Below are 26,601 nucleotides of genomic sequence, written 5' to 3' on the forward strand. Positions count from 1 at the left end.
TGAGGTCGCCTCATTTCGGTTTGGTTTGGTCGTACTTACCATTACCCGAAATGGCGGCCTTTTTTGTCCCTTTTTTTGGGAAATCAACACGCTTATATAAAATGCAAGAATTGCCCCCGCTAAGCGTTTGGAGGATGAAAAATCCTGCTTTTTATGCAGTAACTTTGAAATGTAGCCGGGATGAGCAGGGTAATGTTGTATTTTGAGCAGGATTTTCACTGGGAGGTTGGAGACGAATGCAAAATATTCATGATAATGAAATTATTTCTTATAAGGTTGATTTGCAAAAGTCAAAAATTACATTCCAAACATTGGGCGGCAAAGACAATTCAGTTCCCGTCATGATTGAGTTCATTGATGTCTTGGCGCATATGTTTGAAACGCAGTTGCAAGGGAGTATTAATGAGTAAAGCTTTGAAACCAAGCGGAGCTTCAGACATTGTTACCTCCCGTCATCCCCACCCTGAAGCACCGACTTCACAAGCAGCAGCCACGGAATGCTGCCAGTAGCGGCGATGCTCCCCTCCGTGTGAACCTCCGCTGCAAGCAGCAGCATGTAATAACTGAGGCCAGTGATTGCGGCAGCGCTGCCGGATTGCAGTAGCGTCTGTTCATCGTCTGACGTAAGCTGTGGAGCTTGCCCGCAGGATTGAGCTATGGCTGCATAGAGCAGCCATTCGGCAGCATCCCCGGACAATCTATGGTGCTGAGATTGCCCGGTATATTCCGCACACCACTGTAATCTAAATGAAGCAGGTGCATGCAGAATTCCTTGCAGCAGCGGCAGGGGAAGTCTGCTCCAGAGAAAGTGTGCAGCGCCAAAGGGCTTGCCAAGCAGGAGCAATGTGTCCCAAGCGCCTGCTTGAAGCAGCAGTTGTGCTGCGTAAGAAAAATCTGTAGAGCTAAGCGGTGTGTCTGCGCGGTGTTCCGAATCGGCTAAGCTGCCGATATCGGGGGCCGGGAAGGAACATTCTGCCGGAACAGAAGGGTCTTCTTGTTCTTCGGCTTGGCATTGTGGCAGCCTGGAATGGCTGGTTTCAGCATGGAGGGAGGCGACTTGGTGCTCCTGCATGCTGTTAGAGCCTGCCCGATGCTCCGCCGGGCAGGGCTGCTGCCCCGCCAGCCGGCGGTGCACGGCTGCAAGCCCGGGCGGCAGCTCCGCCAGCCGCCCCAGGCCTTGTCCTGCCGCGGCGATCCCGCCGCTGCGGCAGGACAAGGCCCACAGATAGCCGGATACCCACGGGTTATCCGGCGCGCCTCTCTGCATCCGCGCAAGCTCAGCGGATGCGGCCCCGGGCTGTTCCGGGTCGCGGAACAGCGTCCACAGCAGCACCTGAAGCACCTGCCGGATATCCTCCGGCAGATGCGGTGCTGCGAGAAGCGCCGCCAGCCACGGGGCGGCGCGGGCATTGAGTGCGGCGGGCACCAGCCGGATCAGCACTCGCCGGGGCAGGGCAGGGAGCAACTGACGCGTGAACACCGTCAGCTGCTCCGTTTGCCCGGACAGCAGGCACAACGTGGCCAGCTGCTCCCAGGCGGTTACGTCATCAGGCGCGTAGCCGATCGCCTGTCTGTAATGCTCCATTGCTTCCTTGTAGAGGAACAGCCGCTCGCAGACCCGCCCGGCGGAAAGGCGGGTGCGGTAGGTTCCGCTGCCGGAGGAGGAAGGGTATTTATGTGCGGTATCCCCGCTGTCCAGCGCCTGCTGGAGCAGAGGGTATGCCCGCCATACCTGCCCTTGCTCCAGCAGCAGACCCGCATAGCTCTCCAGCAGATCAGTGAAATCGGCGTACAGCCCAATCCCGGCCTGATAGACAGACTCCGCGTCCGCAGGCCGCCCGCCCGCTTGGAGGGCAAAGGCTGTTTTGAGATACAGGTCGGCGGTATAGCCGGAGTCGGGCTGAGCTTCTTCCAGCAGTGGCAACAGCAGGTCCGCCGCAGCCTGATATTGCCCCTGCTGGTAATATTCCGTGCCCAGTGCGTACCGCAGAGGAACGCTATCCGGTTCAAGCCGCAGAGCAGCGTGGATCAGCTGCAGATTGCGGCTGGCTTTATTTTTGCGCTGAAGCTCATCATCCAGATAGCCGTAATGGTGGACAGGCAGACGGGCATAAGCAATATGTCCTCCGGGGAGGCTCCAGATGCTGGAGGCTACCTCTTCATGAATGCTGCCGCGAAAACAGATACGTACATCGTTTCGGAAGAGTCTGCACACATTGTCTGTCACGTATTCGCGCCCGGAGGCATCACCTACATAATGAATAAAAGGCAGGAAATACCCGTACGCATGCTCCGATTCCAGCAGAAGCTTTAACTCCTCTGGCTTCCAGTCAGCAAGGGCTTCATCTGCATCCAGCACCAGAATCCACCCATAGGAGGCCAGCTGTAGGGTATGATTACGGGCTTTGGAGAAATCGTGTTCCCAGGGCAGCCTGATTACCCGGGCACCGAACCTGCCGGCGATAGCCATACTGTTATCCTCTGATCCGGTATCCGCGATAATAATCTCCGAGACCATACCCTGAACAGACAGGAGGCATTGCTCCAGATGTTGCGCCTCATTCCTTACGATCATGCAGAGCGAGATCCCGGGAGTATCCATGGTCTATACGCTCCTTTCTAACAGTATCTGATTGAAAAAGCGGGAGTGCAAAGCAAGCGGGTATACCCCTTATGGACTGGAGAGCCGTTTTTTCAAAAAAACAGCACTTTTTACGGAGTTGCGGACTCAGAGGAACCTATTATCACTCTAACCGATGATTTAAGGCAGCATATCCGCCTTTAAGCGCCGTGGAGTCCGTAACTCTTCCCAGTCATGCGTTTTCTGCAAAATAAACGCTCCTCAGTCCGCAACGCCCAGGCAACTGACACTCTGCTGAATAAAAACGGACTATGCAGGGATAGTTGCAGAACGTACACCTAAAACGAGCGATAAGGCACACTTTCATTGGATAACTGTAGTCTGTACAACTAAATCTGCCCAAAAGGGGAGAGGGAAGAATCAACGGATGTTTAAATGTACGAAGTACAACAAAACCGGAAATTGGCGAGCAAACAGGCGTTTTAGTTGTACCAAATACAATTAAGGCTTATCGCAACTCCGATCATCTGATGACATACTAATCGCTTGATCTGGGAAGCGGAAGAGTGAGACGCGCAGCCGCAGCAGCCGGTGAATATATGGCCGAAGTTACGAGCGCAGCCAGAACCTTGTCAGCCAAAAGAATCAAGGGCTGCACAGCCGCAGCAATAGCAGATAAGGGGAGTGAGGTGTTCCCGTCCGCCGGGTTAACTGCAGGATGATTTAGCAGCCCGGTGATATCATCGTAGCCCAGCTCAGCTGCGGAAGCTGCTTCCGCCCGCTGCAACAGCTTCAACAAATCAGCGCTAGGCGGCACCTCAAGCGCTGCATCATCTACCGCTCCAGCACCTACCCCAGCATCGATCTCACCCGCACTCTGCGCCGTAGCATCCACCGCTCCCGCATCTTGCAACACGCTATCGATCTCACCCGCACTCTGCGCCGTAGCATCCACCGCTCCCGCATCTTGCAACACGCCATCGATCTCACCCGCACTCTGCGCCGTAGCATCCACCACTCCCGCATCTTGCATCACGCCATCGATCTCACCCGCACTCTGTATCGCCGCATCCAGCTCTCCCGCCGCCACACCAGACCCCACACCGCCCTCAAGCATATCAGCCGCCGCTGTGTAACAGCCATCCCTTACCAGCAGGCGCAGTAGCTCCTGGCGCTGCTCCGTCAGGATGCCGGGCAGCTGCCCGGCCAGCCAGCCGTGAAGCTCAGGTTCGCGGCCCGTGCATTTGAACAGGCGCGTGAGCCGGGGAATCAGCAGCCAGGGCTCCGGCTGGAGCTGGGCTGCCCTGGTGAAGCAGGCTGCCGCTTCATGGTCTTCGCCGATCTGCTGGCAGACCTGCCCCAGCAGCGTGTGGGTGAGATAGGTGCCTAACCCGGATTCTGTATGATAGAGGGGAGGGGAGGCTCCGATCTGCAGTGCCCTGCATAGCGCAGCCTTGGCTTCGGCTAAGGCTGATACCTGCAGCAGCAGCGCACCTTTGAGATGGTGAAGATCGGGATAGTCCGGGAAGAGCGAGCTTCCCTGCCCGCAGGCTTCCAGCGCAGCCGGGTAATCACCGGTTACCGCCAGGCAGCGGACTTTGTATTTATAGAGCAGATGAATATAGCTGGTGCCCGGCTCGGCCAGGTTCAGCGAGGTGCCGATATGCTCCAGCGCCTGCCCGTAATCGCCAAGCCGCATATATTCAACCGCCAGATTGAAATGCTGAAAAGCATCTCCGGGACTCTCCTCCAACTGCTGCTTCAGCAATCCGAGATTACGGCTGATTTTATCTTTTCGCTCCACAACTCCGTCGGCATAGCCGTAGTGATGAACAATCACGGTGCTCATATGCATCGCGGCCGCCGGGGTCTCCTGCACAATGGAAGCCGCAATCTGCTCATGAATAATGCCGCTGAAGCGATAATTCGGGCGGTTCTTGAACATACGGAGGATCGGGTTAACCGTAAGGGTCTGCGAAGCGCGCTCCATCCCCTGATGATTATGAATCCGCACAAAAAAAGCCTCATACTCCGTATGCTTCGCGCACACCAGCAGCTCATCCCGGCTCCCAGGCTCCAGTTCCTCGTCTGCATCCAGCACCAGAATCCAGGTACCCTGTGCCAGGGCCAGCCCGGCATTGCGTGCGGCGGCAAAATCCCCGTTCCACGGGTAATCGATGATCCGGGCACCGAAGCTGCGGGCAATGGATCGGGTGGCGTCGGTGGAGCCGGTGTCCACAATGATGATTTCATCCGCAGCCCCGCGCGCACTCCGCAGACAGCGGGCCAGGTTGTCGGCTTCATTTTTGACAATCATGCATAAGGAAATCAGCGGTTGGTGTGGTTTCGTGGTCATTAGCTCAGACCTGCTCCTCTCTGCCGTTGGGTGTAATTCCACTTCGTATGCCAAGGGGTGCGGCGCAGCACCGCGATGGATTGAGCCACCGCTGCACTGTCCTCCTGAAGCGGGCCATGAGGCGGTTGCCCCTTCCCCTGTAGTCGTTCTACAGCTTCTGCGAGACGCTGCTCCGCCAGATGAAGATAACAGAGCGCCAGTCCGGTGCTAACTGCATCGTCTGCAGGGGATTCCCCCAAGGCCAGCCGGTACCAGCTGGCAGCTTCCGCATAATGCCCTTTATCTATGAGAAGTTCTCCGAGATATCGCAGGGTTGCCCCTGAAGCTTCCTTGCTGCCTGCAAGGCCAATGAACAGTTCCCCCGCCTCTGCACGCCAGCCTTCCTCATAGAGCGCCTCTGCCAGAATGCTTGTATGCGCTGGGAAGTGTTCAACGAGCCGCTTGCCCAGCGCGATGAACTGGTGCTTCACAGCAAGCCGGATGACCTCGGCAAGCAGAGGGGATTCCCCGAAGGCGGCGAACTCCGCTTGCTGCACGGCAGCATCTGACGACAACCTTGCATCGATCTCAAGCAATTCGGAACGCACTTCCGCAGGTGATTGCAGCCAGAGCTCCTCTTGCAGCTTCTCGCCCAGTTCCCATGTCACCATGGCTTCAAGGAGCCATAGCTGCCGCACCGTTTCTGTGTTCAATCCTCCGGCTGAGAGCTGTAGAGTGCCGGCCCGCAGCTTGTCGGCTGTCTTCCTGAACGAATGATATTTTCCGGTAATAATCCAGGAAGACAGCAGGAACAGCAAGGTGTCCTCCTCCAGCGGGCAGACCGCAGGCGGCAGCTCTGCAATTGCCTTATAAGCGCCCAGCCGATATAAAGTACCGATAATTGCGGTTCTGGCAGCACGCTGTGCTGTGCCGGTCAGCTGTATCAAGAGTGCGGCGATCTCTCCCTCAGGCACCTCCAGCTCCTGAAAAGCAGCAGCGATCCCCTCCAAAGTGGGGAGATACAGGGAGTGCTGTTGAAGCGCACGATGGTACAGCTGCGCGGCCTCCTTTTGCTTCCCGAGCTGCTGGAAAATGGCCCCCATCCGGTGCAGCGGGCGGAAGCTGTCCATGCCCTGTTCAGTGACGTATGCTCTGCCCGGAGCCGGGGCAGAGGAGGTATCTATGGCGTGCTGGTAAGACTGGACGGCGCGCTCATAGAATCCTTGGCTCTCCCAGGACTGGCCCTGCATGTAATGCAGGTCGGGATAATCTCCATAACGTGTCAGCTCGCGGGTCAGCAGGCTGTCGACCGCTTTCACATGACCGGTGGCCAGATCGATTTTGCACAGATCGCGAATGATCGAGGGACGGTAAGAAGCCTGAAGCGGAGCGAGGGTAAGACTCTGGCGCAGCAGTTCTCCGGCTTCCTCCAGCCGTCCGTCCTGACAGCAGGTGACTGCCAGATTATAACGGCTGAACACATCGTCAGGCTCTTCCGCAAGCGCAAGCCGCAGCAGGTGCTCGTTGCGGCTGATTTTATGCTTGGCGCTCATGACCAGGGGCAGGTAGCCGAAGTGAAGAATCTCTATTGGACTGGCCTCGATGGCGGCGGACCCATGTTTTGTGAGAATAGAGGACTCTACACTTTCATGAATTCTCCCGCAGAAAAGATAGCCCTGCCCACCCCGGAACAGCCGCACAGGATGGTGATACAGACGATCCTCGGGCCTGCTTCCCAGCAGGTTCTCTATGCGCACCGTGTACGCTTCGGCTGTGCTGCCTCCGAGAATCTCCTTGATTGAATCTATGGAAGTCTGAAGGATTTCATCTGCATCCAGGACCAGTATCCAACTGCTGGCCGCATGGGAGAGACCGGTATTGCGTGCGTCTGAGAAATGGTGGTTCCACTGGGCTTCAATGACCGTTGCCCCGTATCTCCGGGCGATTTCCACGGACTGGTCAGTGGAGCCGGTATCGACCACGATGATTTCATCGGCGCCCTGCAGACTAGCTAGGCAACGTGGGAGCAGCTCGGCTTCATTGTTGACTATGAGCTGTACTCCTAGTGTAGGTTTGGCAGATTGATTCAAGATCGTTCCTCCTTCGCGGGCCTTAATTCCTCCGGGTATTTTGCAAAATTAAGAATGTATATGCGTTGCTGCCGTCTTATGTAGATGCGGAATAACGCACAGCCAAGAGTACATGGGTATCCATGCACTCTTGGCTCCTGCATCGTATGACGGAAATTATGCTTACGTTCCTTGTGCATCAAAAATAACATTAAGCGTAGAAGCCGCACCCGGCGTGGCGGATTGATAGGAGAGGCGGGTGTATTTCAGGAACCGGGCAGGCACAATAACGTCTACAGAACCTGCTGGCAGCGGATTGTCTCCGGTCGTATCGACGAAATAGTTGGTTCCGTCTGCACTGATCTCGACCCGTGTATTCACCGGATTGGCTCCGGTATTCACAATGAAGTAGGAATAGGTGCCAAGGACACTGGTATTGTTGGCCGGCAGCGGCGTATAGGTATCCGAGGTTGCAATTGCCGTTGTAGGAAGCTCAATGAAGCTGCGCTGGGAAATAGACGTTACGCTGCTCAGCGTACCGGCAGTGATAGTCGCACCAAGCACGCTAGTAATCGTACCGTCTAAGAGGTTGGTCACCGTACCAGCAGATGATAGAGTACCGGCGGTGATAGTCGCGCCAAGCACGCTAGTAATGGTACCATCCAACAGGTTAGTCACCGTACCAGCAGATGTTAAAGTACCAGCAGTGATAGTCGCGCCAAGCACGCTAGTAATCGTACCGTCTAACAGGTTAGTCACCGTACCAGCAGATGATAGAGTACCAGCAGTGATCGTCGCACCAAGCACGCTAGTAATCGTACCGTCTAACAGGTTAGTCACCGTACCAGCAGATGATAGAGTACCAGCAGTGATGGTCGCGCCAAGCACGCTAGTAATCGTACCGTCTAACAGGTTAGTCACCGTACCAGCAGATGATAGCGTACCAGCAGTGATAGTCGCGCCAAGCACACTAGTAATCGTACCGTCTAACAGGTTAGTCACCGTACCAGCAGATGATAGCGTACCAGCAGTGATAGTCGCACCAAGCACGCTAGTAATCGTACCGTCTAACAGGTTAGTCACCGTACCAGCAGATGATAGAGTACCAGCAGTGATAGTCGCGCCAAGCACACTAGTAATCGTACCGTCTAGCAGGTTAGTCACTGTACCAGCGGATGTTAATGTACCAGCAGTGATAGTCGCACCAAGCACGCTAGTAATCGTACCGTCTAACAGGTTAGTCACCGTACCAGCAGATGATAGAGTACCAGCAGTGATCGTCGCACCAAGCACGCTAGTAATCGTACCGTCTAACAGGTTAGTCACCGTACCAGCAGATGATAGAGTACCAGCAGTGATGGTCGCGCCGAGCACGCTAGTAATCGTACCGTCTAACAGGTTAGTCACTGTACCAGCGGATGTTAAAGTACCAGCAGTGATAGTCGCGCCAAGCACGCTAGTAATCGTACCGCCGAGGATGTTGGTCACTGTACCAGCCGATGTTAATGTACCGGCAGTGATAGTCGCGCCAAGCACGCTAGTAATCGTACCGCCGAGGATGTTGGTTACTGTACCAGCCGATGTTAATGTACCGGCAGTGATCGTTGCGCCAAGTATACTAGAGATGGTGCCGTTCAAAATGACGGTGGTCAGGTTCCCGCTGGTATCCGTAGTTAGCGGCCGGTCGATCAGGGTCGAGGGGTCCCGGCCAAAAATAAGTGTGCGCAAATTATCCGGATTGGCTTGAAATGAACTGAAATTTGGCAAATGGAGTCATCCTTTCTGTGGGCGATTTCTGCCGTCAGCCTGCTCATGAAAAGACCCAAACCGTCGTCTGGGTCCATAAGCATGTATAGGCTGCCGGGTTAATAGAGAGAAGCATGAGTTGGACAGGACCATTCGAATGGTGTGATATTAGGATATGGAGCTTTTAAGAGAATGACTGGGTTAGCCCTGCAAAAATACGCAGCCGCCAAACAACCTGCCGGACAGCTTCGCATACTATGAAAATATGCTAGACCGACAGAAGGAGTGAGAATATGCCGAATGAGACTGTATTTAATCAGAATAGCCAGCCGCTGTATACCGAGCAGGTTAACACCTATATTGCACCCGGGATCGATACTCTGCCTGAAGCGGGAGCCGCGATGTCAGGTTTATTGTTTGGGATTCCTTTTGCCTCCACGGTGGGTACTTCAACCCCGCTTGTCATGCAGATAGCTAATCCCGGCGGCAGCGGACGTACCTTGTATATCTCCCGCATCATCGCAAGCACGGGAACAGCGTCGGTCACCTTAACTTTGCTGCGTAATGCAACGGTGAGTGGATCAACGGTCACTCCGGTCAACTATAATTTCGGGAGCTCGGTCACAAGCGTCGGCACTGCCCGGACCGCAACGGCTGCGCCTACAGGTTCTCCGGCAACATTAATGTCGATGCTGCTGGCCATAGGTCCGGTCATCCTTAATATGGATGGCAGGATTATCCTGCCTCCCGGCAACTCTCTTACGATATCAGTAACCATTGCGTCAGGGAGTACTGCGGCAACAGGCAACATCAGCTGGTGGGAATTTTAGTACGGAAGAGGAGGAGAAGAACCATGCCCAACAACTATGTAATCAATGACAATGACCAGCCGGTCTATGTGGAAATGACGAACACCTTCCGTGCCCCGGATATCAGTGCCCCGCCAGAGATCAGCGCTTCGCAGGCCGCCGTATTATTCTCGGCGAATGCCTCGAATTCAGCAACGATCGTGCTGTCGCTTCTCTCGGCTGTTATTTCAGTCCGCATCAGTAATCCTTCGGGCAGCGGGCGGACCTTGTATCTGTCCCGGATCAGCGGCAGCATCGGCGGGACTTCAGTGCTGACCTCGATCTCAGGCAGCTTTACAATCGTCAAAGGAGGGACGATTTCTTCGCCGTCAACGGTGACGCCGGTGAATAATAATCTGGCCAGCGCGGCAGCGAGCAGCATGACAGTCCAGTCCTCCACCGCAGCTATTTCCGGGGGCACTGTGCTGGCGAATGTTCAGATTGCGCCGGGAGTGTTCAACCCGGCTTTTACCGGCAGCATTATCGTCCCTCCGAACAATGTCATCAGCATCAGCGTAAGCTCCTCAAGCGCGGCAGTCGGGACGATTATATCTGCGTTAAGCCTGAACTGGTGGGAGAGATAGCAAGCTGGTGCTTAAGCGCCTCTATAGATGTTTCAAGCTAGACATTATCCTTCTATCTCTCGCTGAAACACTACCGCCGCTAAAAGGACGCCGACACCGTGCCTACTTGACTTCAGGGTGGCAAAGGTTTATTTTTCTATAAATGGATGAATTAGAGGATTGGGGAGGAGGAAGCATGGAGACTTGTCTGTTTATACACGGCTTCACCGGAGGTGAATACGAGATTTCTCCGCTTGCGCAGTTTCTGGAGCGCAGCGGCTATGTGTCCAGAATGTTTACCCTGCATGGACATGGAGGCGGCAGAAGGGAACTGCTTGATTCAAGCCGGAGGGACTGGCAGCTAAGCGCCGAGGAGGAGCTGAAGCAGCTATTCTCAAGCTCCGACAAAGTACATCTGATCGGCTTCTCTACCGGAGCGCTGATTGCATCTCGGCTATCCGTTCAGTATGCTTCCAGGATTCAGTCGCTCACCTTGTTGTCAACCCCGGTGTATCCGCTCAACCCGGCCGAGATTCTGCGCACACTGGTCCGCCCGGAGATGCTCCGGAATTATCTCAGCAAATGGGGTTCTACACCCATGAGAGCCACGCGGGAGTTCCAGCGGCTGGTGCGTGAGAGCTTCGAGGTCTATCCGCAGCTGGATGTGCCGACCTTGATTGTACAGGGCAGGCGGGATCATCTGGTGAAATTCAAAAGTGCGGACTATCTCCGGCAGACGATTCCCCCGGAACGCAGACAGGTGCTGATTATGGAGCAAAGCGGACATATGGTCTGCCATAGCGCGGAGAGTCCCGCCATGATGGATGAAGTGCTCCGGTTTATCCGCCGCGCCGGCGATTCCGGGTAGACGAAGAACCCTTCCAGGGCTGGAAAGGGTTCTTCGGTCTGTTGCTGCTTCTATGATTATACGTTGACATTGAGGAGGGGGCGTGGTATTTTCAGCTTAAGGAAACCGGTTTCCTATTGAAAAGGATGATTACCGTCCTCCCGCTATTCTTCTATTCCATTATTGCGTGATTCCGTTAGTTATTCCGCAGCAGCTCCGCCGCTTCGCTTGGAAGATAACCGGGGAATCAACTCCGGCTCCAGCAGTTGTCCGCTCACGGCAGCCTCTTTGTTATCCAGCTTGTCCATTAATAATCGTCCTGCGGATGCGCCGAGCTGGAAGGTATCCATATCGAGTGAAGTCAGCGGAGGAGTGGTGTAGGGGGACAAGGGATATTCATCGAACGTGGCAATGCCCAGCTGTGCAGGAATGGAGATATTCAATTCCCGTGCGGCCTGCAGCACGCCGTAAGCAGAGAAGTTACTCATGCAGACGATGGAGCCGGGGGGATTCGCACTTTGCAGGAGCTGCTTGGCTGCCTGATAGCCATCCTCCTCCACCGCCCGGCCATTGATGATCCAGCCGCTCTGCACAGCCATTCCCGCCTCGCTGAGTGCCCGCTGATAGCCGGCTGCACGGCGCAGGAAGAGCGGCTCATCCTTCTCGCCGCCGATGAAGGCCACAGACGGGTAGCCCTGATCCAGCAGATGCCGGGTCAGCATGAATCCGCCCAGCTCATTGTCGCAATCGACCCAGATTCCCGGAGCGTTGATCTCACCGATGGAGATATAGGGGAACTCAAGCCGGTTCAGCTCCGCGCACAGCTCAGGAGTCAGCACCGAGGTGTTGGCAATAATGCCGTCCACCCGCTTATTCAGCACCAGCCTCTGCAGGAAATGCCCCTCCGCATGGTCATGCTGGATATTGGCAATGGTCAGCTCATATTTCAGAGGACCAATGATGCTCTCCACCCCGCCGATAATGTTATAAAAGAACTGATTGAGAAACTCGCTTTCCTTGGACATATCAATGAGGATAGCTATCGTATTGCTGCTCTGTCTGGCAAGTCCGGTGGCGATGCTGCTTGGGGTATAGTTCATCTGCTTGATGATGTCCCGGACCCGTGCCTTCGTTTCCTCGGATATTTTGGGAGAGTCGTTCATGACCTTGGATACAGTGGATTTGGCGACACCCGCTGCCTGGGCGATATCCTTAATAGTAACTTTCATAGCTTTCCCTCCCGTCCTTACGGTATGGTACGCCCTAATGGCGAACCTTGTTCTACCTGTCATAATAACACAGTTGCTGAGACTGCTCTATGCGGCATAAAAGGAGACTATACAGTATGCTTACCCGGTTATTCGTATATCACACAGCGGAGGACCCTTTTGCCTTCCCGGCAGGCCCCCGCCTGCTTAAACTCAGACTATTCGTGCAGAGCGGACAGTCCTTGTCCTGCACGGTTGTCCACGCTGACCGTTATGATTCACCCGGCCATGAGCTTCCGCAGGAGATGGAGCGGATCGGCTGTGCCGGAGCATATGACATTCATGAAGCCCTTATTCCGGCCGAGACTGGAAAATGCCGGTATCTGTTCCACATCGGGAATCCCGCAGGTGAATACCTATGGTATGGGGAGCGGGGAAGCTCGGAGAACAGGGACCAGGCGGGTGCCTTTCAATATGCCTATATTCACCGCCCGCAGGCTATTGCGCTGCCTGCTTGGAGTTCAGACGCGGTGGTCTATCAGATTTACCCCGAGAGCTACCATCAGGGGACGCTTCAAGGCATTACAGACAAGCTTACATACTTGCAAGAGCTTGGCGTGACTGCTATTTATATGACGCCAATCTTTGAATCGCCTTCCGGGCATAAGTATAATACTTCCGATTACTATAAGGTAGACCCTGGATTCGGGACGCTTGAGGATCTGAAGATGCTGGTCGGGACTGCCCACCGGCTGGGAATGAAGGTTCTGCTGGATGCGGTCTTTAATCATTCCGGCGATACCTTTTTTGCCTTCCGGGATGTGCTGGAGCATGGGGAGGCTTCGCGCTACAAGGACTGGTTCTATATCCATTCCTTCCCGGTCAGCGGGGCGCCGGCTCCCGGCTATGAGACCTTCGCCAAGGCGGAGGCGAGTATGCCTAAGCTCAATATGGATCATCCCGAGGTAGCGGATTACATGATGGACGTAGCCAGGTATTGGGTGCGGGAAGCGGGGATCGACGGCTGGAGGCTGGATGTGGCCAACGAGGTGACTCCGGCCTTCTGGACAAGACTGCGGCGGGAGCTGAAGGCGGAATTCCCGGACCTTCTGCTGATCGGCGAGATTATGCATGCTTCCGGGCCCTGGCTGCGGGGAGACCAGTTCGACGGCGGGATGAATTACCTGCTGCGGGATGCGGTGCTGGAGTTTTTTGCAGCGCAGTCTGCGGGGCCGTCGCGGTTCATGGAGCAGCTGCTGCACCAGGAGGCCTTGTACAATGATCAGGCCAATTCGGCGATGTTCCAGCTGCTGGGCAGCCACGATACGCTGCGTTTCCTGACCGCCTGCAAGGAGGGGGGCCGGGGCTGGGACCGGGAAGCTACGGCAATGAGCCGGATGCGGCTGGCTGTCTTTTTCCAGATGACTTATATTGGGCTGCCGATGATCTATTACGGGGATGAGGTTGGAATGGAAGGCGCTACAGACCCGCATTGCCGGCGGCCGATGCTCTGGGAGGAGCAGGCTCAGCATACCGGACTGCTGGACTGGTACAAGCGGCTGATCTCGCTGAGAACAGAGCATGAGGTGCTGCGCCGTGGGGCCTTCCGCCCCTGGTTCACAGATGAGACGCGGAGTATCCTTGGCTATGTCCGGCGCAGCGGGCAGGATCGGATGGGGCTAATTATCAATAACTCCCCCAACCGCTACCATCTGGAGCTGCCCGCCTACCGTTCGGACACCAAAGTGCTGACTGAGCTGTTAAGCGGACTCACCCTCCGCAGCTCAAGCAAGCTTCTTGTGGAGATCGAGCCATTTGGCTGTCTGATGCTGCACTAACTGTAACCTCTGTCCACGGTAAAAGAGTAACGGACTCTGAGGGGCGCAGCAAGCGGGTGTTATTTCTTCTTTTTGTTTTGTCTCAGCAGCCGGAATTCCTTGTTCTCCCATTGCTTGAGCAGCGGATAAGGATCGAAGGCCCACTCCGTAATGCCGCGGTCACGGTAGATGCCATAATGCAGGTGGGGCGGGAACTTGCCCTGTGTGCCCGGGCTGCCATAGCCGGAGCTGCCGACCCAGCCGATGGTCTGTCCCGGAGTGACAATATCCCCGCGCAGCAGGGACTTCTCATACCCCATCAGGTGGGCATAATAATGGTAGCGGTTCTCGATATCGCGGATACCGATGCGCCATCCGCCGTAGCGGTTCCAGCCCTTGGTCTCGACAATGCCGAAGCAGGTGCTGCGCACCGTCAAGCCATGCGGCGCGAACAGATCCGTGCCTTCGTGAATGCGCGCGCCGCCCCAACTCCGCCCGGTTCCCCAGGTGCTGCGGTAGGCATAACTGGTCCCGATTGGCAGCGGAAATGCACTGCCGGACAGGTCCAGCCGTCCGAAATGCTCATATAGCTTGGCGAACTGGGAGACGCGCTGGGCGGCCCGCCCGTTGTGATAATACTCCCAGATCCCTATATTGAAGTCCGTAGCGGAATCCCCGTACTTGAGCAGGTGGCGGGCCATGCTGTAGAGCACATCGGCATCGCTCTCGGGATCGGCGATGCCGTCTCCCGAGCCGTCCAGCCCGAAGCCGCCGAAAAAGCGGATCGACTCCGGCTGCTTGTCGTCCTGATCCGGATTCAGCGGACCGGACCATACGGGCGCCGGAATCATAATTCCGGTAAGCCTTGGCTTAGCCGCTGCAGAAGTGCTATCTGCGGCGGCTGTTTTTTTGCTTTTCCTGGCGATGGACCGTTCATACTGATCGATGGCAGCGAAGCGGTACCAGGGAATGCCAGTTGCCGCACCCATCTGCTCAAAGAGCTGCTTGCGGTCAGCGGCGGCAGTCTCTTTGCTGTCTGCGGGAGCAGGACTGCCCGAGCTCAGTTCGGGAATTGTATGATAACGGGCAGCTTGGGTACTTTCGGCAGGACTACCGCTCCAGAGCAGGGCGGCGGCAGACATACACATCAAGGTTCTGCGGGTGTAGGGGCTCTTTATTAAGGCCAGCATGATCTCATCCTCCTGCGTTTGGGCGCATGAATTGCATATAGGTTTGCGGAAGCGGCACTCGGGCCAGATGCTTTTCTTTAGATTGAAGCAAAAGGACTTTTTTTATCCATGACTGCTCCAAGGTTCACAAAAACAGGCAAAGGACTACTTCACATGCTATAATATGAGGCAGCAACTTTTGACTGTGAAATAAATTGACATGACATTCAGATCGAAAGCGGGGTCTCATCACTTTGACTAATCGAACAGCCAAACAGCCCAAGCCAGACTGGATCAAAATCAAGTTAACCACCGGTGAGGAATATCAGGAAATCAAGGGTATGATGCGCTCGAAGACGTTACATACCGTATGCGAGGAAGCACGCTGCCCGAATATTTATGAATGCTGGGCTAACCGCACGGCGACCTTCATGATTCTGGGGGATATTTGTACGCGCGCTTGCCGCTTCTGTGCGGTGAATACAGGCCTGCCGACCGAGCTGGACCTGCTGGAGCCGGAACGAGTGGCAGAGGCTGCCGAAGGCATGCAGCTTAAGCATTGTGTGGTTACGAGCGTGGCCCGCGATGATCTGAAGGATGGGGGTGCGGCGATTTTTGCCGAGACTGTGTCCGCGATCCGTAAGCGCCTTCCTCTATGCAGCATTGAAGTACTGATTCCTGATTTTCTGGGGGACCGCACGAGCTTGGAGACCGTGATGAACAGCCGTCCGGATATCCTGAATCACAATATCGAGACTGTGGAGCGGATGTCCGACCGTGTCCGGGCCAGAGCCAAGTACCGCCGTTCCCTGGAGCTGCTGCGCCGGGCCAAGGAGATGAAGCCGGAGATTCCGACCAAATCAAGCATTATGCTTGGCGTCGGTGAGGAGTGGGATGAGATTCTGCAGGCGATGGATGACCTTAGAGCCGTAGATTGTGATATATTGACATTAGGACAATATCTTCAGCCTTCGCCGAAGCATCTGAATGTGGAGAAATACTATCCGCCGGAGGAGTTCGCGGTGCTGAAGGAAGAGGGCTTGAAGCGCGGCTTCAGCCATGTGGAGGCCGGCCCGCTGGTGCGCAGCTCTTATCGTGCCCATGAGCAGGTGAAGTCTGCTGCCGTGGCCCGTGAGGCGCGTTCCGTTTCACAGGCATAGGTAGGTCTTTTAGTCTATTTGCGTTGGGTTCGATTTTATAAAAACTTGTGTAAACAAGTTTGCCGCGAGACGGAGTCACAGTAGATAGGGTTTGGTTTTTAATGTTTTTAGATTTTAAGGTTTAGGTTTGTTTTTAAAAGGGGTTGAAGGGTCGAAAGAACCAATGCCGCGATAGCCGGCGAGGTTCTTGGGTGACGTTTGCACCCCTTCACGTTGATGGAGTCATGGAGAGGGATTTTGAAATTGTAGGAGCGGCAGCGGCCGGAAATTCAAAATCCCGCGCAATGACGGCTTATCAACGCCCCCCTAGATATTATTGAAAGGCAGGCGACACACGCTTGATCGTTATAGGTGGAAAAGGTTACGAGCTGATGCTCGATCATAAGGATGGCTGGAACCCTGAGGCTTTTCGCGGAAGATACAGCGAAGTGCTGGACCGGTACGATTATATCATCGGTGACTGGGGCTACAGCCAATTGCGCCTCAAAGGCTTTTACCGGGATAATCACCCTAAAGTGAACCGGGACACGGCCATCTCAGGTATGGTGGATTATATTAACGAATACTGTAACTTTGGTTGTGCGTACTTTGTGCTGCATAAGCTGAAGGAGTCCCCGCAGGAGGGAAGCTTCAAGGATATTCTGATCAAGGAAATCCCGGAGCCGGAACTAGACGAGGATCTGGAGCAGGATGCTGAACAGGTGGTAACGGTAAAAGAACACCGGGAGCCGCAGACGAAGGGTGCAGTCCGGGAGCATGTTACCAAAGACAGACCGGTGCGCGAACACCAGAGCCGCAATCACCGCAACAAAGAAGGCCAGGGCAAGAAGAACCATAAAGAGTTCCAGGGCAGAGGCCAGCAAGGCCAACCGAATAATGCCCGGCAGAACAGAGAACACAAAGACAACCATTCCAACCGGTCTAACAAGCAGGCGAATCAGAATAAGCAGGATAGACCGGAGAAGCAGGACAACCAGAGCAGACAGGATAGTAACCAGAACAAGCAGGACAACTAGAACGATAGCCAAGGGGACAGCATGTCCCCCCGGTTTCTCAATGTAACTCAAAAAGCCTCTTCAGCACATTAGCTGAAGGGGCTTTTTCTAATTCTATGGGCGGGCGAGAGGGCACGGGCCAAAGGTATGCGAAAAACCTCTGACGATTCTATTTCACAGCTAATTTCAGCTGTTTCAGTGAAGTATTGTAGCTCCATACGAGCGCAGGGAACTTTTTCTTGAAGGCATTCAGCTCGATGAAGGACTCTCCGTCCTGGAACAGCGCCTCCTTGGAGGCCAGGGTGAACCCGAATACGTTACCGGCGCCGGTTATCAGCATTACCTTTTTATTCTTGGCATCCCAGGAGACCTCATTCTCCACTAGTGCGGCGAGGACACGGGAGGCAGCATACACCTTATCGCCCTGCTTGATCAGACCTACATTTCCGGCAAAAGCAGTGCCGTTGATATCCAGGATATGATGGTCACCAGACGCGACAATCTCTTTCATGCCGGCAATTTGCAGAGCGGTAATCAACTGGGCAGTTTTGCCCTTGACCTCGATATCAGGCGCAAGCCCGATATGGTTGAAGTCCTCCTTGTTCGGAGTCAGATACTTCATGGTGGTCAGCTTCAGCTCGCCGCCGCCGGACATGGGAATCAGGCTCTGAATCCGGGCCTTTCCGTATGAGCGTGTGCCTACAACTGTAGCCAGCTTGTTGTCACGAAGTGCACCGGTTAAGGCTTCGGAGGCGCTGGCCGTATATTCATTGGTCAATACGACCACGGGCACGCCGATCTTGCTGCCGTTCGTAATTGCGACCGGCTTCAGTGTACCGGTCTGATCGGAGGTGTACATCATAATGCCGGAATCCATGAACTTTGAGACGATATTCTGGGCGCTGTCCATATATCCGCCCGTATTATCTCGCAGATCAAGAACCAGCGATTTCATGCCGCCTGAACGCATTTTGTCCAGCGCTGCGGAGAATTCCTCATCGGCAGTCTGGGTGAAGCCGTTGATGGAGATATAAGCAATTTTAGAGTTAAGCATCTTGCTGGTCACGGAGCTTGTAGCAATTTCACTGCGGGTTACCGTATAGGATTTGTTAGCTCCGTTTCTCTGAATCAGCAGAGAGACCTTCGTGCCCGCTTTGCCGCTCAGCTCATCGCCGTTCGTATCAGCCACCCGCACCCCGTTGATCTTGAGAATGGAGTCGCCGCGCTTTAGCCCCGCGGCCTCGGCCGGTGAACCGCTCATGACCTCTTCAATATATAGCTCTTTGGCCGTATACATCAGCCGGACACCTATGCCGACATATTCCAGATCGACCTGATGACCGAAGTCAGCAGCCTCCTCCTTCGTGAAGTATTGGCTATAAGGATCTTCCAATGTGCCTACCATACCGTCAATTGCACCGCGGATAAGTGTATCCTGGTCCACACCCTCAACGTTGTAGTACTCCAGATATTGCATAATTTCATTGATGATCTCCGTCTTCGAGGCTTGCGCAGCTTCTGTAGAGGCAGCAGCATCTGCCGCTGAAGCAGCAGGGGCCCAGGCGATGGATAGTGCCAGACAGCCGCTTAAGAGTGCGGTAACGATTTTGGCTGATTTCATGAGTTCATTACATCCTTTAGATGAATTTTTGAATTTAGGACTGCGCGTCGAAGCCGATATGATAAGTAGTATCGATCGTCCAGGCACCGCTCTCCGGCTTCGAGAGCAGGAGGATCAGAGACTGGGTATAGGTCTCCTTCGATTCACCGTCCGTAATCACCACTTCCGTATAGACTGCGGCTTCATAGTCAGTGTAATAGAAGACATTGGAGGAAGACACCGCATAGCTCAGATCGTAGGTTTTGAAATAATCACGCAGCTCCTCTTTGTAAGAGTCATCCTCTTCCTTATCATACGAGGTCATCACGGCAAGGACTGCATCTGCATTGCGGGCATTCATACCCTGGTAGTATTTGCTTAGCGTATCCTTAATTCCGGTCTGATCGCCCTGTGGAAGCACAGCGGGCTTCATGCCTTGTTCGCGCGTCAGCAGCACAGAGGATTCCTGCAGCTCCATTTCGGAGATCTTCCACGCGCCGTCTTGACGGATCAGTGTATATAAATATTCGTACTGCTCATCCGGAGTATAATAACCGCCGGTTCGTACTGCTTTTTCGACAGTATAGACTGTAGCTTCATTACCTGTAACACTGAGGACTTTAAGACTCTCAATCGTGTTCTTGATGTCATATAGCTCGAACTGGGAATTCATATTGCTTACAGCTTCTGGTTTGTCTGCCCCTGCATCGACAATCGAATAGAAGCTGCTGGCCTTCTCTTCATTATAATATTGGTTAGCTAATTGAATGATAGCCTTGATCTCCTGCTCACTGGAGGCGGAGGACGGCGATACGGTGATCTTCACGCTGCGGCTGGCTGCATCCCAGACCGCTGTGCCCCCGGTGGCTTCGGCAATGAAGCGCAAGGGTATGTAAGTGGTCCCGGCGTTCGATACAGGAGCGACTGTAAGCTGCTTGACGGTTCCATTGACGCTGGCCCGCTTGCTGCCTACCTTAAGGCTGATATCCAGCCCTGTTCCGGTGCCGGTTACCGTACCCGTCTTGGAGTCCCACAGCACCTGCAGGCCAAGCTTCTCAAAAACAACGCGGAAAGGCACGAGCACCGTATTATTCTTCAGATACGGAGTCCCTGCTGTGAAGGCAAGATTGCTGCCGTTAATATACACCTTAATGGGTTTGTCTGCGGCAAAAGCGGGAACCGCCAGCACAAGGGCCAGCAGGCTGATGCCTAGCAGGGATACTAATTTCTTCAATAGATTCGCTCCTTCAAATAGAAAACTTTGTAAAATAGAACCATTATACCATTTGGAAATTCCGTCTGTCTATTTATTCTACGGGATAATGCCAGGCTCAGTAGAGTTCCCGTCAGCCGGCATGATAAAGCCGGAGATCGGGAGCATCTCCGGCTTTATCGGCAAATACTAACTAGACCAAGAAGGCCTCCCGGACACGGTTCCAGAACGGGAAAGGGCGGTAACGGGCGAAGCTGATTTTTTTGTCAGCGACCTGAGCACGTACCGAAATCAGATCATCCACCGGAATATTATTATGGTCAATGGTCAGCAGCAGGCGCTGATCCTTGCGCGAGAAGATATCGCAGTGATGATGCTTAGGCAGCATTAGCGGCGAGCCCATGGTGCGGAATACCCGGTTATTAATGGAGGCAATTTCAGCAATCTGCAGCGCCTCGATCGAGGGGTGTACCATAGCGCCTCCCAGACTTTTGTTATAAGCGGTACTGCCGGAAGGTGTGGATACACACAGGCCGTCCCCGCGGAACATCTCAAAGGTCACATCATTAATATCCACCTGGATCACAACCGTCCCGTCCACGCCCTTAAGGGTGAATTCGTTCAGGGCAATGTGCTTGCTGGAGCCGGATTTCTTATGTATTTCCAGTTCGAGCAGCGGGTACTGTACGATACGGGGTTTATGCGGCCCAACCTCTCCGCACATGTAATCAATTAAGGACGGCAGCTCTTCGGCCTGCCAGTCCGCATAGAAGCCCAAATGGCCGGTATGCACGCCAACAAATGCGAGGTTCGGGATCTGATCGATAAACGTATGAAAAGCGTGCAGCATCGTGCCGTCACCGCCAATCGAGATCACGATTTCCGGTGACTTGGCATCCAGCTCCAGATTCCGGCCTTGCGCCAGCTTGTGAAATTGCTCCGCTAGTTGGATGGATAATTCATCTCCGCGGTCCAGAACATAATATCTCAAGGTGTACAGGCTCCTTTGTGTAATTCAGTCATACACCGATCATAATCAATCTTGACCCGGAACACAATATTAGCGCTGTGAAAAGCCGGAATCCGCTTCAGTGCTGCATCAGCAGAGCCGTGACATATCGAATTAGCTGCGGTGCGCATAAGATTGCCGCCACAGCTTCCCGAGCACAAAGACTACCAGAGACAGGGCCAGCATGACTGCGAGCAGAAGGCAGAGCAGGCTGATGCTGCTGATTAGAGCGGCTTCAGGAGCGGCCAGCCCGGAGGCGGCGGGTAGTATGGACCACTGACCAGCCAGTCCCGAGCTGACTACCGGCTTCCAGAGCAGGAGAAGCAGAACCGCTGAGAGGAGGGCATGCATCAGGCGGGCGGCCATGAACGGGAGATAGCGCAGTCCGGTACCGTTCAGGATACTGGCGACCTGTGCATGAACCGACAAGCCGCCCCAGGAGAGGATGAACGCTGCCGCCGCAGCCTTGAATTGCAGCGGCACGCCTCCGGCAGCTTCACCAGCCGACCGGGCGCCGAGCGTCACTTCGAATAAGCCGCTGACCAAGGCGGCTGAGAGCTCAGGCGGGAAGCCGGCCAGCGACAGCAGTCGTCCGGTCATGCTGAACAGGGCGGACATTACGCCGGCACGGGCGAGCAGCTCCATCAGCACATTGAAGAAGACAACCAGGCCGCCGACAACAATAATAAGCTGGAGTGAGGAGGTAATGGCACTCTTCAGCAGCTCGCCGAGACTTCTGCCGTCTACCCGGCGCGCATGTGCCATCGCGTTCAGGGCAGTCCGCAGCCTGCCGGGGCCTTGTCCTTCCGGAGATGCAGAAGAGCTGGCTGAATGGGGGAGGGCGGTGTTCGCAGCTGCTGCTTCCGGCCTGCCCCGGCCATGGAAGGACATCAGCAGACCTACGATGAGCCCTCCTCCGTAATGGGCAAGGGCAAGCACAAGCCCCAGAGAGGCATCGTGAAAGAATCCGACAGAGACCGCACCCAGCAGGAAAATCGGGTCCGAGGAGGTCGTGAAGGCGACCAGCCGCTCGCCCTCAATTCTGCTAATCATTCCCTGTTCGCGCAGCTTGGCGGTTAATTTCGCGCCGACAGGGTATCCTGATACATATCCCATCGCTGCTACGAAGCCGCCGCTGCCGGGTATATTGAAGAGCGGGCGCATCAGCGGATCAAGCAGAGCGCCGAAGAGATGGACGATGCCGAAGCCCAGCATAATTTCAGAGATGACGAAGAACGGGAACAGCGAGGGAAACAGCACATCCCACCAGACGGCGAGCCCGCGCAGCGCCGCATCCAGGGAGCTTGCGGGATGGACCAGCATCAGCAGCATACAGCCCGCCAGCACGATCCCGAGCAGCGGGCTTGCGATTTTGTTCAGAGTCATCGGTTTCTCGCCTCCAGTTCTATGCTTAGTTGTATGCCGAAAGCTGGACAAACAGCACAAAAAAACGAGGAAAACGGTTACATTTACCGGTGCTTTTTCATTGAAATTATGGTATTATAAACTTAATTAATGCACATCTTGTTGAGATAGATTTTCAGGGATGGAGTGATGGTGATGAGTGTAGTTGCCGGAGTGCTCGTTTGTGCTTTTGTATATGTGATCCGGGTCTCCCTTGTCCCGCCTGGTGATGAAGATTTTAGAACATACTGATTAGCTTACGAGCGCTGAACTCCGGTTTGGCGCCTTTTTTTGTTCGAATTTTTATTTTCATAGGCTTAGCAGGCATGTCTTAAGGCAGGGATAACTGTGCAGCCTGTTTTTTGGTATAATGATAAGCAACTGCTTATCAGATTAATATGGAAGAAGGCGAAACCTCCAAATGAATCCGAAAGAGAGCCTGTATGACAGCCTGGGAGGCGCTGAGGGAATTCACCGTCTGGTGACTGTGTTCTATGCCAAGGTGCAGCTTCACCCGCAGCTCAGTCCGTTATTCCCTGAAGATATTACTCCGGTGCTGGAGAAGCAATATCAGTTCTTGAGCCAATTCTTTGGAGGCCCTGCCCTGTTCTCCGAGCAGCACGGCCATCCCATGATGAGAGCCAGACATATGCATGTCCCCATCACTCCTGCTCTGGCGGAGGATTGGCTCGCCTGCATGAAGGCGGCGCTGGAGGAGATTGGTGTGGAGGAGTCCCTGCGTACGTTTGTCCTGAGCCGGCTGGCGGGTCCCGCCCATCATTTTGTCAATATGCCCCATGAATAAAGTGTAGTTGTGAAAGGATGAGGGCACCCGTGCCGGAATTAATACCGCTTTACTCAATCAAGGTTACCTGCTGTAACTGTGAACATGAATTTTCAACCTCAAGAGTACGTCCCAGCCTTAAGAAGGCCATCCGCCGCGATGCGGACTTCTGCTCCTATTACAAGGCGGAGAATCCCGATTATTATGTGGTTCGGGTCTGTCCAAAGTGCGGCTTTGCCTCCACGGAGAATTCTGCAGACAAGCTGGCTGACTGGCAGCGCAAGTCCTTCGATGCACAAGTAGGAAGACGGTGGCAAGCCCGCGACTTCGGAGAGAAGCGTAGCTGGGAGGAGGCGCTGGAGACGTACAAGCTGGCGCTGATCTGCGCGCAGAGCATTAAGGACAAGGAACGTATTATAGCCAGCCTGCTTCACCATATTGCCTGGCTGTACCGTTATCAAGGGGATTCGGTGCAGGAGCAGCGTTTCCTGGCCTATTCGCTGGATGAGTATGTGAAAGTGTTCGAGAATGATTCATCCGGTGGTAATGATGCGCGGCTGATGTATCTGATTGGTGAGTTGAACCGCCGGATCGGGGAGTTCGCCGCTGCTGTGCGGTGGTTCTCAAGGGTCATTAATGACCAGCGGATTACGGACGCGGCCATGATCCGGGCTTCGCGCGAGCAATGGGCTATTCTGCGTGAGCAGATGCGCGGGCTGGACGTTGATCCGGACGGGCTTCCCGCAGGTACATAGAAGGCGGAGTGAGGGTGTTAGAGTGTCTATCCGGTATACCGCAACGCAAAAAGGCGTAGAAGGGATGCCTCTTCTACGCCTCTGCCCGCTTAAGCGGGGCGAACTGCCGGACAACCGCGTTTAGCGGACCGCCCGGTCAAACAACAGGTAGTCATTGTCATTATCAATGACGGTGGGACTTGCACTGCAGCAGGGAAAGACCAGCAGCTTTTTTTTGCCGTCACGCACGTGCTGCAGCTCCCGCGGCTTCATCGGCAGAAGAACATTCTCATGGTCGCAGAAGGGGCAGTACTGCACGTACATGTCGCCAAGAATAATGTCATAAGGCCAGGTATGGCTGAAGGGGATCATTGCTTGTCCTTCTCGTCAGAGGGAGCAGGCACGCTGCCTTCGGGGGTCTCGCTAGCAGCTTTCTTGGATAATTCAGCGATCTTTTGCAGCAGGATATGTTGGGGCATATGCATCAGGTGTTCCAGCGGAACGCCGAGTTGTTTCGATAAGGTAATGGCCGTCTCCGGCGATATTTGCAGTGGCTTCATCAGGATGCCCTCCTTACAATTAGTGGAGTATCATGATTCACTTTACCATGGCTGTACCGCAAATACAAAGAAAACTACTCTATAACGAAGGAATGGTGAGTATATATGAAACAACCGTTATCACTGACATGGGAGCTGGAATCGATTTTTCCGGGAGGCTCGGCCTCCCCGCAGTTTGAGAGCTTCCTGAGCCAGCTCGAATCCGATATTGAGCGCCTGCGCGCACAGGTGGCTGCCGCTGCCGCACCGGCTGACGCGGCTTCAACGAAGGGGCTGGACCAGGTCATTGAGCTGCTGCAGAGCTGTGCCGGACGCCTTACACAGGCCTCGGAATTCGCCGGTTGTCTGGGTGCGCAGAATCAGCTCGACAAAGGGGCGGTGAGACTGTCCTCCAAGGTAACGGGGCTGCGCGCCGGTTATGAGGGCATCAGCTCTGCCTTCGATAACGTGCTCCGGCAGACCTCTGACGCGGTATGGGCCGAGTGGATGGCCCGGCCGGAGATTGCCCCGCTGAATTTCGTGCTCAGTGAGAGCCGGAATCTGGCCCGTGAGAAGATGAGCCCGGAGCTGGAGAGCCTGGCACTTGAGCTTGCAGTTGACGGCTATCATGGCTGGAGCGAGCATTATGAGACGATTGTCGGACAGATCCAGATTCCTTGTGAAGAAGACGGGGAAGAGAAGCTGCTCTCTGCCGGGCAAGCCTTCAACAAGCTGGCGGATGAGAATCCTGAGGTCCGCAGTACGATGTTCCGCAAATGGGAAGAAGCCTGGGGCGGGGCGGCCGACTATTGTGCAGATACCTTGAATCATCTGGCAGGCTTCCGCCTGAAGCTGTACAAGGGCCGCGGCTGGGAGGATGTGCTGAAGGAGCCGCTGGGCATCAACCGTATGTCCCGTGAGACCCTGGATGTCATGTGGGATGTAATCACGAAGAGTAAGCCTGCCCTGGTATCTTATCTGAAGCGCAAGGCGGAGATTCTGGGTCTGGAGTCACTCGCCTGGGTCGATGTGGATGCGCCAGTCGGCAAGTCCTCCGGCAAAATTCCCTATGAACAGGCAGCCGCCGACATCGTGACCCAGTTCCGCAAATTCAGTCCGAAGCTGGCGGATTTCGCCGAACGCGCCTTCGACAAGGATTGGATCGAGGTCGAAGACCGGGCCGCGAAGCGTCCGGGGGGCTTCTGCGTCTCCTTCCCGGAGAGCAAGGAATCCCGCATCTTCATGACCTACAGCGGTACGCCGTCCAATGTATCCACACTTGCACATGAGCTGGGCCATGCCTATCATTCCTTCCTGCTGGAGGACCAGCCGCTGTTCAACCAGAACTATGCGATGAACGTGGCGGAGACGGCTTCCACCTTCGCGGAGGTCATTGTGTCGGATGCGCAGGTGAAATCTGCGACGGACAGTGAGGAGAAGCTGGCGCTTCTTGAAGCGAAGATCCAGAACAGTGTGGCGTTCTTCATGAATATCCATGCCCGCTTCCTGTTCGAGACCCGCTTCTATGAGAAGCGCAAGGCAGGTCTGGTAAGCAGTGAGGAATTATCTGCGCTGATGGAGGAAGCTCAGAAGGAAGCCTTCTGCGGGGTTCTTTCCGAATATCATCCTCATTTCTGGGCGTCCAAGCTTCATTTCTATATCACAGATGTGCCGTTCTACAACTTCCCGTATACGGTAGGGTATATGTTCAGCACCGGTCTATACCGGCTCGCGCTTGAGGAAGGGGCTTCCTTTGCCGGTAAATATGACAGCCTGCTGCAGGATACCGGAGTGATGACGCTGGAGGATCTGGTGTCGAAGCATCTGGGCGTTGATCTGTCCAAGCCGGATTTCTGGCAGGGGGCTGCAGATTTAATCGTTGCCGATATTAATGAATTCCTGGAAATGACGGAACAACGCGGCTAAGAATTTGTCGAAAATGAGACGAATTGCTTTTTTACAGTAAAATGATGGCGGTTG

At 54.7% G+C, this 26,601-nt stretch carries 23 protein-coding genes; 10 read left to right on the plus strand and 13 right to left on the minus strand.

From position 1 onward, the window contains the following. A partial coding sequence (locus tag J2Z70_RS18875) for a hypothetical protein (RefSeq protein WP_209875852.1) occupies positions 1–219 on the minus strand: 219 nt, incomplete at its 3' end. Positions 220–236: 17 nt separating this feature from the next. Between J2Z70_RS18875 and J2Z70_RS18880 the strand changes: the two genes are divergently transcribed. Continuing rightward, on the plus strand, positions 237–410 hold the full coding sequence (locus J2Z70_RS18880) for a hypothetical protein (protein ID WP_209875854.1): 174 nt from the start codon (positions 237–239) through the stop codon (positions 408–410). A 32-nt stretch (positions 411–442) separates the two neighbouring features. Here the strand turns inward: J2Z70_RS18880 and J2Z70_RS18885 are convergent, their stop codons facing one another. From J2Z70_RS18885 to J2Z70_RS33345, 4 genes are all read right to left on the minus strand, one after another. Beyond that, on the minus strand, positions 443–2,602 hold the full coding sequence (locus tag J2Z70_RS18885) for a glycosyltransferase (RefSeq protein WP_209875856.1): 2,160 nt from the start codon (positions 2,600–2,602) through the stop codon (positions 443–445). Positions 2,603–3,119: 517 nt separating this feature from the next. Further along, on the minus strand, positions 3,120–4,937 hold the full coding sequence (locus tag J2Z70_RS18890) for a glycosyltransferase (protein WP_209875857.1): 1,818 nt from the start codon (positions 4,935–4,937) through the stop codon (positions 3,120–3,122). Beyond that, complete coding sequence (locus tag J2Z70_RS18895; protein ID WP_209875858.1) at positions 4,937–7,006, minus strand: glycosyltransferase family 2 protein; 2,070 nt, start codon at positions 7,004–7,006, stop codon at positions 4,937–4,939. The genes J2Z70_RS18890 and J2Z70_RS18895 overlap by 1 nt, the downstream gene beginning before the upstream one ends. 162 nt (positions 7,007–7,168) lie before the next feature. Continuing rightward, entirely contained in the window at positions 7,169–8,752 is a 1,584-nt protein-coding gene (locus tag J2Z70_RS33345) for a DUF6385 domain-containing protein (RefSeq protein WP_245368357.1), read from the minus strand. A gap of 272 nt (positions 8,753–9,024) precedes the next feature. Here J2Z70_RS33345 and J2Z70_RS18905 point away from each other — a divergent pair, with 272 nt between their 5' ends. From J2Z70_RS18905 to J2Z70_RS18915, 3 genes are all read left to right on the plus strand, one after another. Continuing rightward, complete coding sequence (locus J2Z70_RS18905) at positions 9,025–9,561, plus strand: hypothetical protein (RefSeq protein WP_209875859.1); 537 nt, start codon at positions 9,025–9,027, stop codon at positions 9,559–9,561. A 23-nt stretch (positions 9,562–9,584) separates the two neighbouring features. Continuing rightward, on the plus strand, positions 9,585–10,163 hold the full coding sequence (locus tag J2Z70_RS18910; RefSeq protein ID WP_209875860.1) for a hypothetical protein: 579 nt from the start codon (positions 9,585–9,587) through the stop codon (positions 10,161–10,163). Between the two features lie 175 nt (positions 10,164–10,338). Continuing rightward, complete coding sequence (locus tag J2Z70_RS18915) at positions 10,339–11,010, plus strand: alpha/beta hydrolase (RefSeq protein WP_209875861.1); 672 nt, start codon at positions 10,339–10,341, stop codon at positions 11,008–11,010. A gap of 179 nt (positions 11,011–11,189) precedes the next feature. Here the strand turns inward: J2Z70_RS18915 and J2Z70_RS18920 are convergent, their stop codons facing one another. Further along, positions 11,190–12,218, minus strand: coding sequence for a LacI family DNA-binding transcriptional regulator (locus J2Z70_RS18920; protein ID WP_209875862.1), 1,029 nt, complete (start codon positions 12,216–12,218; stop codon positions 11,190–11,192). A 116-nt stretch (positions 12,219–12,334) separates the two neighbouring features. On the opposite strand from J2Z70_RS18920, the gene J2Z70_RS18925 reads away from it, so the two are divergent. Continuing rightward, positions 12,335–14,035 carry an alpha amylase N-terminal ig-like domain-containing protein gene (locus tag J2Z70_RS18925; protein ID WP_209875864.1) on the plus strand — a complete coding sequence of 567 codons (1,701 nt, stop codon included), beginning with the start codon at positions 12,335–12,337 and terminating at the stop codon, positions 14,033–14,035. A gap of 59 nt (positions 14,036–14,094) precedes the next feature. On the opposite strand, the gene J2Z70_RS18930 is transcribed toward J2Z70_RS18925, so the two are convergent. Beyond that, on the minus strand, positions 14,095–15,204 hold the full coding sequence (locus tag J2Z70_RS18930) for a M23 family metallopeptidase (protein WP_209875866.1): 1,110 nt from the start codon (positions 15,202–15,204) through the stop codon (positions 14,095–14,097). A 233-nt stretch (positions 15,205–15,437) separates the two neighbouring features. Between J2Z70_RS18930 and lipA the strand changes: the two genes are divergently transcribed. Together lipA and J2Z70_RS18940 are read left to right on the plus strand one after the other, a co-directional pair. Further along, a complete protein-coding gene (lipA, locus tag J2Z70_RS18935; RefSeq protein WP_209875868.1) occupies positions 15,438–16,343 on the plus strand; it encodes a lipoyl synthase in 906 nt (301 codons plus the stop codon). Positions 16,344–16,681: 338 nt separating this feature from the next. After that, positions 16,682–17,359 carry a YutD family protein gene (locus J2Z70_RS18940; RefSeq protein WP_209875870.1) on the plus strand — a complete coding sequence of 226 codons (678 nt, stop codon included), beginning with the start codon at positions 16,682–16,684 and terminating at the stop codon, positions 17,357–17,359. A 148-nt stretch (positions 17,360–17,507) separates the two neighbouring features. Here J2Z70_RS18940 and J2Z70_RS18945 read toward each other — a convergent pair whose 3' ends face one another. The 4 genes from J2Z70_RS18945 to ylbJ form a co-directional block, all read right to left on the minus strand. Then, positions 17,508–18,959, minus strand: coding sequence for a S41 family peptidase (locus J2Z70_RS18945; RefSeq protein ID WP_209875872.1), 1,452 nt, complete (start codon positions 18,957–18,959; stop codon positions 17,508–17,510). Positions 18,960–18,993: 34 nt separating this feature from the next. After that, the gene (locus J2Z70_RS18950; RefSeq protein ID WP_051477765.1) at positions 18,994–20,172 is read right to left on the minus strand and encodes a stalk domain-containing protein; all 1,179 of its coding nucleotides are present in this window, start codon (positions 20,170–20,172) and stop codon (positions 18,994–18,996) included. A gap of 172 nt (positions 20,173–20,344) precedes the next feature. Beyond that, on the minus strand, positions 20,345–21,142 hold the full coding sequence (locus J2Z70_RS18955) for an NAD kinase (RefSeq protein WP_036722084.1): 798 nt from the start codon (positions 21,140–21,142) through the stop codon (positions 20,345–20,347). A gap of 132 nt (positions 21,143–21,274) precedes the next feature. Then, a complete protein-coding gene (gene ylbJ / locus J2Z70_RS18960; RefSeq protein WP_209875875.1) occupies positions 21,275–22,546 on the minus strand; it encodes a sporulation integral membrane protein YlbJ in 1,272 nt (423 codons plus the stop codon). Positions 22,547–22,985: 439 nt separating this feature from the next. Between ylbJ and J2Z70_RS18965 the strand changes: the two genes are divergently transcribed. Both J2Z70_RS18965 and J2Z70_RS18970 read left to right on the plus strand, forming a co-directional pair. Further along, positions 22,986–23,369, plus strand: coding sequence for a globin domain-containing protein (locus J2Z70_RS18965; protein ID WP_036722077.1), 384 nt, complete (start codon positions 22,986–22,988; stop codon positions 23,367–23,369). A 17-nt stretch (positions 23,370–23,386) separates the two neighbouring features. Beyond that, positions 23,387–24,103, plus strand: a complete 717-nt coding sequence (locus J2Z70_RS18970) for a DUF2225 domain-containing protein (protein WP_036722075.1) — start codon at positions 23,387–23,389, stop codon at positions 24,101–24,103. Positions 24,104–24,223: 120 nt separating this feature from the next. Here J2Z70_RS18970 and J2Z70_RS18975 read toward each other — a convergent pair whose 3' ends face one another. Further along, on the minus strand, positions 24,224–24,454 hold the full coding sequence (locus J2Z70_RS18975) for a hypothetical protein (protein ID WP_036722073.1): 231 nt from the start codon (positions 24,452–24,454) through the stop codon (positions 24,224–24,226). Continuing rightward, the gene (locus J2Z70_RS18980) at positions 24,451–24,642 is read right to left on the minus strand and encodes a YycC family protein (RefSeq protein WP_036722071.1); all 192 of its coding nucleotides are present in this window, start codon (positions 24,640–24,642) and stop codon (positions 24,451–24,453) included. Before J2Z70_RS18980 ends, J2Z70_RS18975 begins: the two co-directional genes overlap by 4 nt. 105 nt (positions 24,643–24,747) lie before the next feature. On the opposite strand from J2Z70_RS18980, the gene J2Z70_RS18985 reads away from it, so the two are divergent. Then, the gene (locus J2Z70_RS18985; protein WP_209875877.1) at positions 24,748–26,547 is read left to right on the plus strand and encodes a M3 family oligoendopeptidase; all 1,800 of its coding nucleotides are present in this window, start codon (positions 24,748–24,750) and stop codon (positions 26,545–26,547) included. Positions 26,548–26,601 lie beyond the last annotated feature (54 nt).

The sequence above is a fragment of the Paenibacillus silagei genome (genome assembly GCF_017874735.1).
Lineage (GTDB): Bacteria > Bacillota > Bacilli > Paenibacillales > Paenibacillaceae > Paenibacillus_AQ > Paenibacillus_AQ silagei.